The organism is Sphaerisporangium album, assembly GCF_003323745.1.
In the GTDB taxonomy this organism is placed as follows: Bacteria; Actinomycetota; Actinomycetes; order Streptosporangiales; family Streptosporangiaceae; genus Sphaerisporangium; species Sphaerisporangium album.
Map to the genome: position 1 here is coordinate 97,978 of NZ_QOIL01000021.1, position 15,865 is coordinate 113,842.

The 15,865-nt window shown below is 69.1% G+C and carries 13 protein-coding genes and 1 tRNA gene; 8 read left to right on the forward strand and 6 right to left on the reverse strand.

Annotation, left to right across the window (positions count from 1 at the left end):
* Positions 1 to 79: 79 nt before the first annotated feature.
* Both DQ384_RS30800 and DQ384_RS30805 read right to left on the reverse strand, forming a co-directional pair.
* A complete protein-coding gene (locus tag DQ384_RS30800; protein ID WP_342769467.1) occupies positions 80 to 1,210 on the reverse strand; it encodes a DNA methyltransferase in 1,131 nt (376 codons plus the stop codon).
* 226 nt (positions 1,211 to 1,436) lie between these two features.
* Positions 1,437 to 1,946, reverse strand: a complete 510-nt coding sequence (locus DQ384_RS30805; protein WP_114032392.1) for an NUDIX hydrolase — start codon at positions 1,944 to 1,946, stop codon at positions 1,437 to 1,439.
* 70 nt (positions 1,947 to 2,016) lie between these two features.
* On the opposite strand from DQ384_RS30805, the gene DQ384_RS30810 reads away from it, so the two are divergent.
* The 4 genes from DQ384_RS30810 (at position 2,017) to DQ384_RS30820 (ending at position 4,764) form a co-directional block, all read left to right on the forward strand.
* On the forward strand, positions 2,017 to 2,802 hold the full coding sequence (locus DQ384_RS30810) for a GntR family transcriptional regulator (protein ID WP_114032393.1): 786 nt from the start codon (positions 2,017 to 2,019) through the stop codon (positions 2,800 to 2,802).
* 180 nt (positions 2,803 to 2,982) lie between these two features.
* Complete coding sequence (locus DQ384_RS41645; RefSeq protein WP_181871525.1) at positions 2,983 to 3,213, forward strand: hypothetical protein; 231 nt, start codon at positions 2,983 to 2,985, stop codon at positions 3,211 to 3,213.
* Positions 3,107 to 3,376 (forward strand): WhiB family transcriptional regulator, encoded by a 270-nt coding sequence (locus DQ384_RS44305; RefSeq protein WP_181871511.1) that lies wholly within the window; start codon positions 3,107 to 3,109, stop codon positions 3,374 to 3,376. The genes DQ384_RS41645 and DQ384_RS44305 overlap by 107 nt, the downstream gene beginning before the upstream one ends.
* Positions 3,376 to 4,764: a hypothetical protein gene (locus tag DQ384_RS30820; RefSeq protein WP_114032395.1), complete on the forward strand. Its 1,389-nt coding sequence runs from the start codon at positions 3,376 to 3,378 to the stop codon at positions 4,762 to 4,764. Before DQ384_RS44305 ends, DQ384_RS30820 begins: the two co-directional genes overlap by 1 nt.
* A 124-nt stretch (positions 4,765 to 4,888) precedes the next feature.
* Here the strand turns inward: DQ384_RS30820 and DQ384_RS30825 are convergent.
* A tRNA-Leu gene (locus DQ384_RS30825) sits at positions 4,889 to 4,977 on the reverse strand.
* Between the two features lie 189 nt (positions 4,978 to 5,166).
* On the opposite strand from DQ384_RS30825, the gene DQ384_RS30830 reads away from it, so the two are divergent.
* The 3 genes from DQ384_RS30830 (at position 5,167) to DQ384_RS30840 (ending at position 9,554) form a co-directional block, all read left to right on the forward strand.
* A complete protein-coding gene (locus tag DQ384_RS30830; protein WP_114032396.1) occupies positions 5,167 to 6,465 on the forward strand; it encodes a M20/M25/M40 family metallo-hydrolase in 1,299 nt (432 codons plus the stop codon).
* Between the two features lie 237 nt (positions 6,466 to 6,702).
* Positions 6,703 to 7,275 (forward strand): hypothetical protein, encoded by a 573-nt coding sequence (locus DQ384_RS30835; RefSeq protein WP_181871512.1) that lies wholly within the window; start codon positions 6,703 to 6,705, stop codon positions 7,273 to 7,275.
* A gap of 515 nt (positions 7,276 to 7,790) precedes the next feature.
* Positions 7,791 to 9,554 carry a chaplin gene (locus tag DQ384_RS30840; RefSeq protein ID WP_181871513.1) on the forward strand — a complete coding sequence of 588 codons (1,764 nt, stop codon included), beginning with the start codon at positions 7,791 to 7,793 and terminating at the stop codon, positions 9,552 to 9,554.
* Between the two features lie 433 nt (positions 9,555 to 9,987).
* Here the strand turns inward: DQ384_RS30840 and DQ384_RS30845 are convergent, their stop codons facing one another.
* Positions 9,988 to 10,173, reverse strand: coding sequence for a DUF5703 family protein (locus DQ384_RS30845; protein WP_114032399.1), 186 nt, complete (start codon positions 10,171 to 10,173; stop codon positions 9,988 to 9,990).
* Positions 10,174 to 10,415: 242 nt separating this feature from the next.
* Here DQ384_RS30845 and topA point away from each other — a divergent pair, with 242 nt between their 5' ends.
* The gene (gene topA, locus DQ384_RS30850) at positions 10,416 to 13,073 is read left to right on the forward strand and encodes a type I DNA topoisomerase (RefSeq protein ID WP_114032400.1); all 2,658 of its coding nucleotides are present in this window, start codon (positions 10,416 to 10,418) and stop codon (positions 13,071 to 13,073) included.
* A gap of 293 nt (positions 13,074 to 13,366) precedes the next feature.
* Here the strand turns inward: topA and efeB are convergent, their stop codons facing one another.
* Together efeB and efeO are read right to left on the reverse strand one after the other, a co-directional pair.
* The gene (gene efeB, locus DQ384_RS30855; RefSeq protein WP_114032444.1) at positions 13,367 to 14,617 is read right to left on the reverse strand and encodes an iron uptake transporter deferrochelatase/peroxidase subunit; all 1,251 of its coding nucleotides are present in this window, start codon (positions 14,615 to 14,617) and stop codon (positions 13,367 to 13,369) included.
* 91 nt (positions 14,618 to 14,708) lie between these two features.
* Positions 14,709 to 15,851 (reverse strand): iron uptake system protein EfeO, encoded by a 1,143-nt coding sequence (gene efeO, locus DQ384_RS30860; protein WP_114032401.1) that lies wholly within the window; start codon positions 15,849 to 15,851, stop codon positions 14,709 to 14,711.
* Positions 15,852 to 15,865: the final 14 nt, after the last annotated feature.

Here is a 15,865-nt window from a genome sequence, read left to right on the forward strand (position 1 = left end):
ATGAGCTGGTTTCAGCTACAGCATGGCATGAAACGCCAACACGATGTGATCAGATTCGGGAAAGTAACCGTTTTGTCCCTTATTGTGGTACATCAGCTAGTTCTGCGATGACGTCGATCTCGTCGACCGCGGAGCCAGCCTTACCGAATTGCTCCGCCTGCCGGGCGCGCTTAGATGGAGTTCCTGCAATCCTCACGTCCTTGACGACCCAGCCAGCATGCGCCTTCTCCAGTGAAGCGAGTAGCATCCGCTCCGGATCAGTGCGGGCCGACGGTATGGTCCCGAAGCGGATCGCCAGGCGGGACTCTGGGTGACAGCGGCGAGCGGTAGCTGCCCACACCTCGGCTAGCGCTTCGATGAAGGCTTCTTGGCTCGGCTGACGGGCGATCTGACCGTCGGAGCCGTAGATAACCTCAGCGGGACCACCAAGGAACCATGAGCGTAGCCATTGATCTTGAACGTATGTGCGCATCCCGTAATACGGTGGAGAGGTGACGACTAGATCAAAGTGTTGTCGCAACCTGTTCAGAGTCTGCACCGAGTCTCCTAGGTAGACCCTGCCGCCGTGAGCCGCCGGAGTAGCTGCCAACAGCCTTGCGGCCCGCCGCTCGATAACTTGGAGCGCCGGGACCCGTACCGGTTCCATGCCGCGCTGTTTCCAGAAGCGTACGGCGTATGCTGGTTTGGATGCATAAGTGCGCGGCATCTGATTGGACAGATAGGAAGGAAGGCCTTTATTTTGAGGCCCATGAAGGATTCCAAGCATCACCGCCCGCAGTATCGCGGCGGTGGGCGAGTTCAGCGACATTAGTGCGTTTCGAAGTATAACGAGCTCGCGCAGAGTATCCGCCTCGAAGCACCATCGCCAGAAGTCTCCATCGGGGATGTCGTCTGGTTCTCCTTCTTTGAGAATTCTTGTCGCCAGCCGCACCACGGCTCCTGGCGTTACCCGGACCAGTTTGGCCTGTGCAATAGCTGCAGCTACCGGATTGATATCAATGCCCACAGACGGGAGCCCGGCCAGTCGCGCGGCGTATAGCGTCGTCCCTCTGCCGCAGAATGGATCGAGTACGCGAGTCGCTTGCGTGAAGGCGGCCAGTTGTTGGAGCGGGAAGTCCAACGGAAACATTGTGTAGTATGGGCAGATGGCATTTAGCCGCAATGCGTCTTCGGGCCAGGTGGGGGGTGGGGCCAGATCCGTCGCCGTCATGGTAGCAATATACAGGTTTAATTATCCCCTGCTATGCCATATGTTAGATGCTGCTTCTGAGCTTGGCGAGCTGTAGCCCACCCTTCGCGATCTCCTGCGGTAGGACCCAGAGTCTCCCTTGGGGGATCACCCTGGGTGCTCAAGTCTTGGTTGCGTACAGGGTCTACGTCTGAAGTGCAGTGCCAGGTGCACGCTCGAGACCTGGCCGTACGATTGCACTCGAATCCTAGGCCTGATCTGAACGTCCATGCGCAGTTGTGCTGCTGACTCGCACGATATGGCTCATTTCGGCAGCATGTCGAGTGGTGTCTATCAAATGCTTGCCATCGTGCTGCCGGACGGTGGGCGCCTGGGTGGGGTCCATTGCATCCACGATCCGCACAGCGAAGGCCTCCGATGCCAGAGTTCGTACTTCGTCGGCGGTCGCCCACAGGAAGGCACGAGACTCGTCGGTCTCCGCAAGACTGCCAGCGACTGCTCGGCAACGGAAGACCAAGGCCACGATACCGCGTGTCATATTTTTGTAGACGCCTGTCAGTGCGATGGGTCTGACCTCAAGGCCAGTTTCCTCCCTTACCTCCCGGACTAGGCCAGTCTCGATATCTTCGTCCAGTTCGAGGACTCCTCCGGGAGCTTCCCAGTGGCCGTTATCCCGCCGCTGGATAAGTAGCGCGCGCCTCTGGTCGTCGATGATTACGCCGGCCACGCTGACCGAGTGCAGGTGCTGGTGATCCATGGGCGGTACCCTCCAACCTGGCCGTCGCTAAACTCCGACGGTACAGGTATGTACGAGTTGAGGAGTTGGCGTGGCGGAGCTGCCGCTGCCGGAGCTGGACCCGCTCAGCGACCGGGCTGTGTTCCGCCAGATCGCCGATCACGTTCGTGAGGCCATCGAGCGCGGTGCCCTCCATGAGGGAGACAAGATTCCCTCAGAGGCGCAGCTTATGCAGCACTACGGCGTGGCTCGGATGACCATACGGAATGCCCTTCAGGTCCTACAGAGTGAGGGGCTCACCGTTGCGGAGCACGGCCGCGGGGTGTTCGTGCGTTCTCGGCCACCTGTCCGCCGACTTGCCTCTGACCGCTTCGCGAGGCGCCACCGTGAGCGGGGTAAGGCCGCCTTCATCGTGGAGACGGAGGAGGCGGGTGGGAAGCCGTCCGTTGACTCGATCAAGGTGAGTGAGGCTGCGGCGCCCTCCGATGTTGCCGAGCGCCTGGAGCTTGCCGGTGGCGAACACGTGATCGTTCGATCGCGCCGGTACCTGATCAACGGGCAGCCGGTGGAGACGGCGGTCTCCTATCTGCCTTCCTCGATCGCGCAGGGTACGCAGATCGAGCAGCCCGACAGCGGGCCTGGCGGGATCTATGCCCGTCTTGAGGAGCTTGGCTTCCGGCTTGATCGCTTCGTGGAGGAGATCCGGTCGCGGATGCCGTTTCGCGAAGAGGTGCGCGCCTTGAAGCTTGCGCCTGGAGTGCCGGTGTTTCACCTGATCCGTACGGCCTACGCGGCAGACGGCCGGCCTGTCGAGGTGTGCGACACGGTGATGTCGAGCGACGCGTACGTGCTCTCGTACGAACTTCCTGCGCGATAGGGCTTGACCAACTCGTCTAGAGGAGCCATAACGGGAAGGCAAACTCCTCTAGTCGAGTAGGTGTGTTGGTCGAAGTTCGGCCCTCGGCGAGGAGTGGCAGACCAAAGCGGCTCCGGTGCTGCAACACCGGAGTCGCGAGACACCGGGTCAGTCCACCTCGGCGAAAGGAGATCAGACCCGATGCCCAACATCTTCGCACCCCTGCTCAAGGGCGTTTACGCCCAGACCACGAGGGATCTGCACCGGCGGGTCATCGTGGACGGCTTGTGCGTCGGGACGGATGAGCCCGACGCGTGGTTTCCGCGTGAGCCGCCCGAGTTCAACGGGGGCAGCCCCGAAGCACTGGCGGAGAAGCGCGCTGCGTACGAGGCGGTCGCTGGACCTCTGTGGGCCGTGTCCGGTCCGGGCTGAGTGCCTGGAGCTGGCGCTTCGGGAGGAGATCGTCCTTCCTCGCACCTGGGTTCATGGCATCCGGGGCGGTACGGTGCCATGGCAGCGGCTGAACCTCATCCGCCAGCGACAGCGGGCCGTCCAGCGCGAGGCCGCCGGGGCCGGCAGGGCGGTGAGCGCCTGATGTCCGAGCCGACGACACTGTGGCCCTCGGCCCCGCCGCGCGCCGAACCGCAGCATCGGCCGAGCAGCAAGGCCGAGAAGCTGGCACTGGCGGCGAAGGCCGCCGCCGATGTCCGGGCCTACGACACCAACCCTGACGTGATCGCCTACCGCATCGAGCGGATGAGAACGCGCGTCGACCGGCTGATCTGGACTGGGCTCGTCCTCGGCCTGGCCTTCACCGCGGCCAACGTCCAGGCGTTCGCCGCGCGCGGCGCCGAGGTCGGATCGATCGAGTGGTGCACCGCCTGGTTGCTCGACCCGATGGTGTCCCTGGTTCTCGTGGGCGTGCTGCTCGGAGAGCAGGTCATCGCCCGGCACCAGATCAAGGCCGGCCCGTGGGTGCGCCGGACCAATTGGGTCGCCCTCGGCTGTACCTACGCGATGAACACCTGGTCGGCCTGGGCGTCGCTGGATCCCTCGCTGATTCTGCTGCACTCGGTGCCGCCGGCGATCGTGTTCTGTGCGGCCGAGGCCGTGACGGACCTGCGGCACTGGATCACCGAGGCCGTGCGCCGAGCCTACCGGGCGGCGGCCGAGCGGCTGCACGGGCTGTCGTCCGATGCGGGGCCGACCCGCACGGTCGTGGACCGTGCGGATGCGCCGAGGCCCGGGACCGCACGGTTGCAGCGGGACCGTGCGGTGCTGGCCCGCACGGTCGTCCCTTCCCCGGCGACTGTGCGGGCCGAGAGCCTCCGTGCGGATTCGGACCTTACGGTGGAGGACCGCACGGACGATGGCGTGCGCGGGTTCTCCGAGGAGGACCGTGCGGACAAGCCCAGCGCGCCGGTCGAGCAGGCCGCCTACCGGGCCGCCGTGGTCGCCGAGCTCCGCGAGGAGATGCTCGCGGCGATCGAGCGGGGCGAGAAGTACGAGGTCACCTGGCGGGACGTCGAACAGCGCACCGGTTACCGCAAGCGGTGGTGTGAGGGCGTCCTGGCCGAAGCCCGCCGCGGACTGCTGTCGATGGACGGGACGGTTTTCGACGAGCTGGCTGGCGACTCTGCGAACGCTGACGCGGTGGGTCCGCATGGTGGCCTGGATCCTGCGGAAGCCGACCCGCACGGTGGTGCCTCTGCCTCCGAGGTAGGCCCGCACGGTGGTCCGCACCGTGCGGAGGGTCATCCGCAGAGTCAGGGCGACCGTGCGGAGCCGCTGCCGGACCGTGCGGACCCAGGGCGCAAGGCCGTGGCCTACGACCGCACGTCCATGGGTGAGCCTGCGGAGGCACCCTTCCAGGTGGACACCGTCCGAGAGGTGCGCGGTCAGGCTGACGCCGGTACGGGAGCGGCGCGGTCCGAGCCTGCGACGACGGAGGCAGTCCCGTACGCCGAGGGGGTCGCGGCATGAGCGCCCGGGTGCGTACGACGCTGACGCTGTGGAGCGCCGACCGGCCTGAGGCTGATCTACAAGCCCGCACAACGAAAAGTCCTGGTCGCCGCTTCCAGTGACCAGGACCATATGGGGTATGAGTTGGTGTCCGAGGGGGGACTTGAACCCCCATGCCCCGTAAAGGGCACTAGCACCTCAAGCTAGCGCGTCTGCCTATTCCGCCACCCGGACGAGTGGTGCCTGCACGTGGGAACGTCTTCCCGCGTCGGCTGCACTAGGTTAGCAAACTTCGGGCAGTGCTACATACCGGGAAGCCCGGCGTTGGCCGGGGGGCCGGGCGGGGCCGGGGGTGGGCGAGGGGGAATCGGGGTGGGCGGCAGGATGGAGGGGTCAGCCCCTACCCGGACCGAAGGAGCACGCATGTCCGTGTTCAAAGGTGAGGACGAGGTCGCCGAGCTCTGCCGCGACCTGATCCGTATAGATACGACCAACCCAGGGGACAACACGGGCCCCGGGGAGCGGGTGGCCGCCGAGTACGTCGCCGGGAAACTGGCGGAGGTCGGGCTGGAGCCGCGCATCCTGGAGAGTGACAGCAAGCGGGCCAGCGTGATCGCCCGCATCGAGGGCGAGGACTCCGGCCGTGGCGGGCTGGTGCTTCACGGGCATCTCGACGTGGTGCCCTTCAACGCGTCCGACTGGACGCATCACCCGCTGAGCGGCGAGGTGGCGGACGGGTGCGTCTGGGGCCGGGGCGCGGTGGACATGAAGAACATGGACGCCATGATCCTCGCGGTGGTGCGTCAGCGCCTGAGCGAGGGGCGCAGGCCGCCGAGGGACGTCGTGCTCGCGTTCACGGCGGACGAGGAGGCCGGAGGCGAGTACGGCGCGCAGTGGCTGACGACCGAGCATCCGGAGCTGTTCGAGGGCTGCACCCAGGCGATCGGCGAGGTCGGCGGGTTCAGCGTCTCCGTGGGCGAGGGGAACCGTCTGTATCTCATCGAGGCGGCCGAGAAGGGCATCGCCTGGATGAAACTGACCGCGACCGGTCGCGCCGGGCACGGGTCCATGCTGAGCAGCGAGAACGCGGTCACCGAGCTGGCCGAGGCGGTCGGCCGCATCGGGCGGTACGAGTGGCCGATCCGGCTGACGCCGACGGTGCGGGACTTCTTCAAGGAGGCCTTCGACATCGAGCTGGAGGCCGACGACGCCGAGGCGGCGGTCGCGAAGCTCGGCCCCCTGGCCCGCATGATCGGCGCCACGCTGCGCAACACGGCCAACCCGACGATGCTGGACGCTGGCTACAAGGCCAACGTGATCCCGCAGACCGCCACGGCGCACGTGGACGGCCGGTTCCTGCCCGGCTACGAGGACGAGTTCTTCGCGACCATCGACGAGCTGATGGGGCCGAACGTGCGCAGGGAGTTCGTCTACCACGACATCGCGCTCGAGACGGCCTTCGAGGGCCCGCTGGTCAAGGCGATGGCGGACTCGCTGCTGGCCGAGGACCCGGGCGCGCGGGCCGTGCCGTACACGTTGTCCGGCGGGACCGATCTCAAGGCGCTCAGCGGCCTGGGCATCCGGGGGTTCGGCTTCGCGCCGCTGCGCCTGCCCGCCGACCTGGACTTCAGCGGGATGTTCCACGGCATCGACGAGCGTGTGCCGATCGACTCGCTCAAGTTCGGCGTACGCGTCCTTGACCGTTTCCTTGATGCCTGCTGACCGGATCCATGGAAACGTGTCGCGTTCACTCCCCGTACTGATACAGTAACTTTGCGTTGAGGGGTTGGCATTCACGATCAGCCCTGCGAAAGCTGGGCTGATCGAGGAGTTCGGGGAGGTCGCGTGGCACGCACCGGTCTGGGGCCGCGGGTGGGCGAGTCGCCCGCCGTGGCTCGGTGCGTGCCCGCGGCCGCTTCGGGCGATGGGGCCCGGACGACCGCGACGCGGGAAGACCGGATGGCACGGTTCGTGGCCGGTTCCCGGTTGGGTCGTCTCCTGGCCGTCGGCGGTCTGATCGCCGTCGGCTGGGTCCTGGGGCTGGTCTTCGGCCTCGCCGGCGCGGCGTCTGCGGAGTCGCACGTCCCCTCGGGGCACGTGGCCGCGGCCGGTCAAGCGGGCGAGGACGTCCAGGTCTCCCGGGTGGTGGCCGACGTCGGCACGTCGGGGGCGGCGCGCGGTTCCGCCTCCACACCCCCTCATGTCGCTTCCGGGCCGGCTCCGGCCGGTGGTTTCCCCACGGTCAGCGACACCGCCTCGGCCGACGCCGGGGCGATGGCGGGACGCAGTGTGGACGGGCTCACCAGCCAGTCCAAGCCCGCACATCCCACGCCGTCCACCGCCGATCACTCGGCGGGGGCCGACGGCATCGTGCCCCGGGGTGGTGGCTCCGGCCCGTTCGGGCCGGGTCCGGGGGACGTCGCGCGGTCCGTCTTCGACCCGCGACTCGTGGCCACGCCCGCCGTCACGGCGAGTGCGCCCGCCCCCGTCGTCCGCACAGCCGCGGACGACCCCTCTTTCTCTCCCGACTGATCCCCGCCCTGCGCCGGTACGGGCCCGCTGGGGCCGGCCGGTCGCGGAGCGTGCCGCAGATCACCGCTCTCCTCGATGGTGGCTCTTCACGAGAGTGACGCCTCGGAGACGACTTCTCGGGAGAGATGTGAGCGGCCTCCGCGCGGGTGACGCGTCATCCCCCGCACTCGCGTCGGTGGTCTCGACGGCACCAGTGGCAGTAGCAGCACCTGTGATGGGCGCCCGGCGTCTTCGACGGTCCTGCCGCGCGAAATCCCGCTACGAGCCGTGATTTCCCATGGCGGACGTCCGTGAGGCGCGACACGGCCACGACCGGATGCCCGACTCGCGCCCGGCACGCCATTCCGGTACGCGACCTCTCGGGCCACACAGTCGGCCACCGCGTCCTGGCGGTGGCCGTGGTCGCGAGGAGACGGGCGGGAAACCCGGTGCCCGTCGGCATGGTTCGACGGAAACCCGTTGGTCACGCCGGGTGTGTCAGGAACTCCCCCAAGAAAACAAGGAGCGAATCAATTATGCGTACGTGGGCGAAGGGCTCCGCTCCCGCCGCTCTTCTGGCGGTCGGCGTCCTGGCTTTCAGCGGCGGCACGGCATTCGCCGACACCTCCGGCACCGGCTCGGTGGCCGGAGGCAACCAGGTCGACCTGCCCATCACCATTCCCGTCGACATCAGCGGGAACGCGGTGGGCGTCCTCGGCGGCGCGTCGGCCTCCTCGCGGGGTGGCTCGTCGGTCCACGGCGGTTCCGGCACGGCCGGCACCCCGGGCAGCACCAACGGGAACGGCAGCGTACTCGGCGGCAACCAGATCAAGGCGCCGATCGCCGCGCCGATCAACGCCTGCGGGAACGCGGTCTCGGTCATCGGGCTGTCCGACGCGGGCTGCCGGGGCGGAGCCGAAGTGAAGGGCGGCGGGAACGGCCTGTCCGGCGCGGGCGGCAACAGGACGGACGGCTCGCACAGCGTGCTCGGCGGCAACCAGGTCGTCGCCCCGATCGCCGCGCCGATCAACGTCTGCGGCAACGCGGTCGCGGTCATCGGCCGGTCGGCCGCGGGCTGCCGGGGCGGGGCGACGGCCAAGGTCGGTGGCGGGCAGGGTGCGGGCGGTAACCGTACGTCCGGGCGCGGGTCGGTGATCGGCGGCAACCAGGTGGTGGCCCCGATCGCCGCGCCGATCAACGTCTGCGGCACCTCCGTGGCCGCGATCGGCCACGCGTTCTCGGGCTGCCGGGGCGGCGCCACCGTCGGCAAGGGCGGCAACGGCTACAACGGCTCGGGCGGGGGTGGCGGCGCGGGCGGCAACTCCACCGACGGCCGTCACAGCGTGCTCGGCGGCAACCAGGTCGTCGCCCCGATCAACGCGCCGATCAACGTGTGCGGCAACGCCGTCGGCAACGGCGCCGCCACCTGCCCGGGCGGTGTCAGCGCACCGGGCGCCGGCGGCGGCGCGGGCGGCAACCGTACGTCCGGGTACGCGTCGGTGATCGGCGGCAACCAGGTGGTGGCCCCGATCAAGGCGCCGATCAACGTCTGCGGCACGTCCGTGGCCGTGATCGGCCGGGCGTTCTCGAACTGCACCGGCGGCGCGACCATCAAGGGCGGCGGCGGCAGCGGCGCGGGCGGCAACAGGACGGACGGCCGTCACAGCGTGCTCGGCGGCAACCAGGTCGTCGCCCCGATCGAGGCGCCGGTCAACGTGTGCGGCAACGCCGTCGCCGTGCTGGGCGACGCCGCCGCGGGCTGCCTGGGCGGTGCCGGCGTGGGCGGCCAGGCCGCCGCGCACGGCGCCAGGCACGGTCTCGGGCACTGGGCCCGCAGTTCGGGCGACGTGTCCGCCGAGAAGCGGTCCGGCCTCGGCCTGCTGCCCGAGCTGCCTCTGGTCCCGGCGTTCCCGGCGCAGCGCGGGCCGGCCGCGCCGAGCCACCAGTCGGGCCAGGCCGGGGGACCTCAGTCCCCGGCGACGAGCGGGCGCCAGAAGCCCCTCGGCCTTCCCGAGCTCCCCGTGACCCCGGGCCTTCCGGTCCAGGGGGCCTCCGCCGGCGACCCGCTCGCCCCCGTCAACAAGATCGTCTCTGGCACGCCCGCCGGGGGCATCGCCGGTGGACGTTCCGTGACGGGCACCCTGCCCCTCGCGGGCGACAAGATCGGCCTGATGAGCGCCGAGCGGCCGCTCGGCGTCACGGGCATGAACGCGGGCTCGCTGGCGGCCCTGCTGGTCGGTGCGCTCTTCGCCGCCTCGGCCACGATCGTCGCGAGCACCCGCCGCCTCCGCCGCAGGTGAACGACCCGGAGTGAGACGCCGGCGGAGCGACACCGCCGGCGGGACCGGCCGGTTCCGCGTCGCGAGCCACGCGACGCGGGCCGGGTGGAGCCTGGAGAGTGCCGCGACAGCGCTCTCGCGAGCGTCGCCGTGAGAGCACGGACGGCGGGCCGCGAGCCATGCGGCTCTGTTATAGATCTTCTATAGAACGTCCGCTCTCCGCGATGCGACAGGAGTCACAAACACTTCGTGCGAACGCGCGAGGTGGGGTCTCAGACCCTTCGCCGTGATCCTGCGGCGGAGTCACAGACGCTTCGCCGCCTGCGAATACAGGCCGCGGCGCCGGGCCGCAGGGCCCGATTCGCGCGGCGGAGCACAGATGCTTTGCCCGTTCCGGGGGCGCGGCCCGGGGCGGGCAAAGCCATGTCCAGGGGCTACAGTGGCCTCACGAGGATTAAAGTGTGCTGGCCACCCGCAGGACCTTCCGTCGCAGCCGTACGTACCGGCGCCCGTCGGGATACAACCTCAGACGGTCCAGCTCCCAGTGGCCGTACTCGGCATGCTCGGTCAGCACCCGGCGGGCGGTTTCCCGCGTTGTCCCGCGCGGGAGGTACAGGTCCAAATAGGAGTACTCGAGCACTGCGGTTAGTCTCCGAAGGGTGTGCAAGGGGACGCTGGCACTCTCTGGGCTCTATTCTGCGTCCTCGTGGGTATCGGGTCCAGGTAGGTGGAACACCGGTAAGTGACCGGGTAGTCCGACGGGGAGAATTTTCCGACGACGGGTTACCTTCATGCCTGTGACGGATCACCCGGCACGCCGCCCACGGCGGGCCGGGAGCGACCGGCAGGAGAACGACAGCGAACAGCGAGGTAGGAAGCAGCGTGCCAGCCAACAACGGCAACGCCGGCGGAACCCGCCTGGTGATCGTGGAGTCGCCTGCGAAGGCGAAGACGATCGCGGGGTACCTCGGGCGCGGCTACATCGTGGAGTCCAGCATCGGTCACATTCGTGATTTGCCCGAAAAGGCCGAGGACATCCCCGAGAAGTTCAAGGGCGAGGCATGGGCCCGCCTCGGGGTCAACGTGGACCACGAGTTCGAGCCGCTCTACGTCGTGAACCCTGACAAGAAGTCCCAGGTGTCCAAGCTGAAGCAGCTTCTCAAGGACGCCGACGAGCTGTACCTCGCCACTGACGAGGACCGCGAGGGCGAGGCCATCGCCTGGCACCTCCAGGAGGTGCTGAAGCCCAAGATCCCGGTGCACCGCATGGTGTTCCACGAGATCACGCCACAGGCGATCCGGGACGCGGTGTCCAACCCCCGCAGCCTGAACCTGCGCCTGGTGGACGCCCAGGAGACCCGCCGCATCCTGGACAGGCTCTACGGCTACGAGGTCAGCCCGGTCCTGTGGAAGAAGGTCAAGCCGCGCCTGTCCGCCGGCCGGGTGCAGTCGGTCGCGACCCGCCTGGTGGTCGAGCGCGAGCGCGAGCGCATCGCGTTCACCTCGGCCGAGTACTGGGACCTCCAGGCCCTCTTCGACACCGGCCACGACGAGGACCCGCACAGCTTCCCCGCCACGCTGACCGGCGTGGACGGCCGCAGGGTGGCCCAGGGCCGCGACTTCGCCAGCACGGGCGCCCTGAAGAGCGCCGAGGTCCTGCACCTGGACGAGCAGGCCGCGCGGGCGCTGGCGCTGCGCCTGGAGGGCTCGGCGTACAAGGTCACCTCGGTCGAGAGCAAGCCGTACACGCGCAAGCCGTACGCGCCGTTCCGGACGACCACATTGCAGCAGGAGGCGAGCCGGAAGCTCGGCTTCTCGGCGAAGTACACCATGCAGGTGGCGCAGAAGCTGTACGAGAACGGCTTCATCACCTACATGCGTACCGACAGCACCACCCTGTCGGAGACGGCGCTGGCCGCCGCCAGGAGCCAGGCGGTGCGGCTGTACGGCGCCGAGTACGTCCCCGACAAGCCGAGGGTGTACGCGAGCAAGGTGAAGAACGCCCAGGAGGCTCACGAGGCCATCAGGCCCTCTGGGGACGAGTTCCGCACGCCCGGCGAGACCGGCCTCAGCTCGGACATGTTCCGGCTGTACGAGCTGATCTGGCAGCGCACGGTGGCGTCCCAGATGAAGGACGCCGTCGGCGAGTCGGTCAGCGTGCGCATCGGCGGCACGTCCTCGACGGACGAGAAGGTCGAGTTCAGCGCCAGCGGCCGCACGATCACGTTCTACGGCTTCCTGAAGGCGTACGTCGAGGGCGCGGACGACCCCGCCACCGACCGTGACGACTCCGTGCGCAGGCTGCCGAACCTCCGCCAGGACGACCCGCTGACCGCGCTGGAGCTCGGCGCCGAGGGCCACTCCACCCGGCCGCCCGCCCGTTACACGGAGGCGTCGCTGGTCAAGGAACTGGAGGACCGCGAGATCGGCCGCCCGTCGACGTACGCGTCGATCATTGGCACGATCCTGGACCGCGGGTACGTCTTCAAGAAGGGCACGGCGCTGGTGCCGTCCTTCCTGGCGTTCGCCGTGGTCAACCTGCTGGAACGGCACTTCGGCAACCTGGTCGACTACGACTTCACCGCCGACATGGAGAAGGTGCTCGACGACATCGCCAACGCCCGCGCCCAGCGGGTGCCCGAGCTGCGCCGTTTCTATTACGGCGATCACGGCCAGGGCCTGAAGGAGCTGGTCAGCGACCTGGGCGAGATCGACGCCCGGGAGATCAGCTCGTTCCCGATCAAGGGGACGGACATCGTCATCCGCGTCGGCAGGTACGGGCCCTACCTGGACCGCGACGGCGCGCGCGTGAACGTCCCCGAGGACCTCGCGCCGGACGAGCTGACGGCCGAGAAGGCGGAGGAGCTGTTCAAGCAGCCCTCGGGCGAGCGCGAGCTGGGGACGGACCCGGTCACCGGGCACAAGATCGTCGCCAAGACGGGGCGTTTCGGGCCGTACGTCACCGAGATCCTCCCCGAGGACGAGCCGCCCGCCGACGGCAAGAAGAGGGCCAAGAAGGACGCTCAGAAGCCCCGCACCAGCTCGCTGTTCAAGTCGATGTCGCTGGAGACGGTCACGCTGGAGGACGCGCTCAAGCTGCTCTCGCTGCCGCGCGTGCTCGGGGAGATCGACGGCGAGGAGGTCACCGCGCAGAACGGCAAGTTCGGCCCCTACATCAAGAAGGGGACGGACTCGCGCTCGCTGGCCTCGGAAGACGAGATCTTCACGGTGACGATCGAGCAGGCCAGAGAGCTGTTCGCGCAGCCCAAGCAGCGGGGCAGGGGCCGTGCGGCCGCCGCGCCGCCCCTGCGCGAGCTGGGGAACGACCCCGTCTCCGGAAAGCCGGTCGTGGTCAAGGAGGGGCGTTTCGGGCCGTACGTCACCGACGGCGAGACGAACGCGTCCCTGCGCAAGGAGGACTCGGTGGAGCAGATCACGATCGAGCGGGCGGCCGAGCTGCTGGCGGAGCGCCGCGCCCGCGGCCCCGCGCCGAAGCGCCCGCGCGCCAAGGCGGGGGCGAAGGCGGGCGCCAAGTCCTGATATGGGCGGGCGGCCACGTGCAGAGGGCCGGGTGTGAGCCCTGAGGGGCTGAGCCCGGCCGCGCGAAATTTCCGTCGCGCCTGTGGGTAGGTGGATCAACCCGGGGGCGACGGAAATTTCGCGTTCTACGGGGAAAGCCCGACCTTCAGGCGCCGCACGGCCCCGTGAACGCATCTACGCAGCGCTGAGCGCCCCGTAGCGGCACGAGAACCCGACCGGTGAGCCGGAACAAGAGCCCGGTACACAGAACGCCCCCAGCGCCACGCACGGGCGTCCGGGGGCGGGGTGAAACCTCAGGCGAACAGGGCGCGCCCCCAGTAGTCGCCCGCGTCGCGCAGCCCCGGCGGGCAGGCGAACAGCGCGCTGGAGACATGCTTGATGTACTCGTTCAGCAGGTCCTTACGCGCCAGTTCCATCTGGATGGGGACGAACTGCTTACGGGGGTCGCGCTGGTAGGCGATGAAGAACAGCCCGGCGTCCAGCCGCCCGAGCCCGTCGGAGCCGTCCACGTAGTTGTAGCCGCGCCGCAGCAGGTGGGCGCCGCCGTGCGTGGACGGGTGCGCGAGGCGGACGTGGGCGTCCATGGCGATGGCGGGCTCGCCGTCCGCGCCCTTGGCGTTGAAGTCGATCGGGTCGAACTCCCGGGATCTGCCGAGCGGCGCGCCCTCGCCCTTGTCCCTGCCGAAGATCTGCTGCTGCTCGGACAGCGGCGCACGGTCCCAGGTCTCGATGTTCATGCGGATCTTGCGGGTGACCATGTAGCTGCCGCCGGTCATCCACGCCGGCCCGTCCCCGGGGGCGACCCAGAGCTGCTGCCCCAGCATGGCGGCGTCCTCCAGCTTGAGGTTGTTGGTACCGTCCTTGAAGCCCATCAGGTTGCGCGGGGTCGCCTGGGCCCGCGAGGTGGACGACGTCCGGCCGAAGCCGAGCTGCGACCAGCGGACCGACACCTTGCCGAAGCCGATCCTCGCGAGGTTGCGGATCGCGTGGACGGCGACCTGCGGGTCGTGGGCGCACGCCTGGACGCAGATGTCGCCGCCCGAGATCTCCGGCAGGAGCGCGTCGCCGGGGAATTTCGGCAGGTCGGCGAGGGCGGCGGGCTTCTTGGCCGCGAGCCCGAACCGGTCGTCGAACAGGGACGGCCCGAAGCCGATGGTGATCGTCAGCCCGGAGGCGGGCAGTCCGAGCGCCTCGCCGGTGTCGTCCGGCGGGGCCTCGGGGACGCCGCCGACCGCGCCGAACGTGCCCGCGTCCTTGCCCTGGGTCATGCGGGCGGCGGCCGCCGTCCACTCCTGGAGCAGGTCGACGAGCTCGTCGCGCTTCTTGGTGACCACGTCGAAGCTGACGAAGTGCAGGCGGTCCTGCGCGGGGGTGACGATGCCCGCCTGGTGCTCGCCGTAGAAGGCGACCGGGTCGGACGTCGACGCGGCGGCGGCGGGCGGCGCGCCCTCCAGGAGGGAGCGCGAGGCCAGGACGCCCGTGCCCGCGGCGGCGACCCCCGCGGCTCCCAGCCCGAACAGCGTGCGCCGGTTGATCTGCTTCATCTCGTCTCCTCGCGGCCCGGCCCGGACGTCCGTCGGCACGCCGGCCGGGACGTCGCCCGGCACGCGTGCCCGTCCAGGTGCGTCCGCACGCTCACTTGGCGATCACGGCGGCGACCTTGCTGATCGGCTCGGCCAGCGCGTTGATCGAGTCGGACAGCTCCTTCAGGTCGGCCTTGGACAGCTCGGTGTGGAGCTTCCAGCCGTCGCCGGAGCGGTGCTTGCCCAGCGTGTCCACGGCGGCGGCGAACTTCTCGTCCAGGCTCTTGACCAGGGCGGGGTCGCGCTCGGTGAGGACGGGACGCAGCGCGGCGATGGCGCCCTTGGAGCCTTCGAGGTTGGCCGCGAAGTCCCACAGGTCGGTGTGCGAGTAGCGGTCCTCCTCGCCGGTGATCTTCACGGTGGCGACCTCGTCGAGCAGGCCCTTGGCGCCGGTCGCGAGCTTCAGCGGGGACAGCGGCTCGCTGTTGGCCCGATCGACGATCTTCTTCACGTCCTCCATCAGCTTGTCGGCGATGGGGCCGTCCTTGCTGATGTCCTTGGTCACCCACAGGTCCTTCTCGATCCTGTGGAAGCCGGTCCACTCGGCGCCGGGCTCGATCGCGTCCTCGCGGGCGTCGATCGCGGGGTCGAGGTCGCCGAAGCTCTCGGCGACGGGCTCGATGCGCTCCCAGTACGTCCGCGCGACGGGGTAGAGGGCCTTGGCCTTGTCGGCGTCGCCCGCCTTGACGGCGTCGACGAACTCCTGGGTCTTGACCAGCAGCGTGTCGGTCTGGCTCTTGACGTAGCGCCCGTAGTCCTTGGCGGCCTGGGCGAGCTGGGCGTCGTCGGAGAGGGCCACGGCCGTGCCGCTCACCTTCAGCGGGTTGCGGATGCCCTTGCCGATCATGCCCGGCTTGCAGGCGGTCTCGTACGCGCCGGCGGGCAGCTCGACGATGACCTCGCGGGTGAGGCCGGGGACGATGTTCTCGACCTCGCCCATCACGCGGTCGCCGGCCGCGTACACGTAGAACTCGGTGACCTTGCTGCCGCCGTTGGTCACCTGGAAGGTCGAGGTGCCGGCGGGCAGGGAGGCCGTGGAGACCTTGCACTCGGTGTCCGAGGCGGCGACGGTGATCTTCCCGGGCTTGCCGGCCGTCCGCGCGGACGTGTCGCCGCCGTCGCTCGTCGTCGACGAGCATGCGGTCAGCCCGGCGAGGGCCAGCGCGCCGGCGGTGAGGGCAGTGGCGGTACGCATGGTGCTCCAGTTCA

Coding starts and splice junctions, on each gene's coding strand:
- DQ384_RS30800 (WP_342769467.1), bottom strand. CDS start 1,210: ATGACGGCGACGGATCTGGCCCCACCCCCCACCTGGCCCGAAGACGCA.
- DQ384_RS30805 (WP_114032392.1), bottom strand. CDS start 1,946: ATGGATCACCAGCACCTGCACTCGGTCAGCGTGGCCGGCGTAATCATC.
- DQ384_RS41645 (WP_181871525.1), top strand. CDS start 2,983: ATGCCCAACATCTTCGCACCCCTGCTCAAGGGCGTTTACGCCCAGACC.
- DQ384_RS30820 (WP_114032395.1), top strand. CDS start 3,376: ATGTCCGAGCCGACGACACTGTGGCCCTCGGCCCCGCCGCGCGCCGAA.
- DQ384_RS30830 (WP_114032396.1), top strand. CDS start 5,167: ATGTCCGTGTTCAAAGGTGAGGACGAGGTCGCCGAGCTCTGCCGCGAC.
- DQ384_RS30835 (WP_181871512.1), top strand. CDS start 6,703: ATGGCACGGTTCGTGGCCGGTTCCCGGTTGGGTCGTCTCCTGGCCGTC.
- DQ384_RS30840 (WP_181871513.1), top strand. CDS start 7,791: ATGCGTACGTGGGCGAAGGGCTCCGCTCCCGCCGCTCTTCTGGCGGTC.
- efeB (WP_114032444.1), bottom strand. CDS start 14,617: ATGAAGCAGATCAACCGGCGCACGCTGTTCGGGCTGGGAGCCGCGGGG.
- efeO (WP_114032401.1), bottom strand. CDS start 15,851: ATGCGTACCGCCACTGCCCTCACCGCCGGCGCGCTGGCCCTCGCCGGG.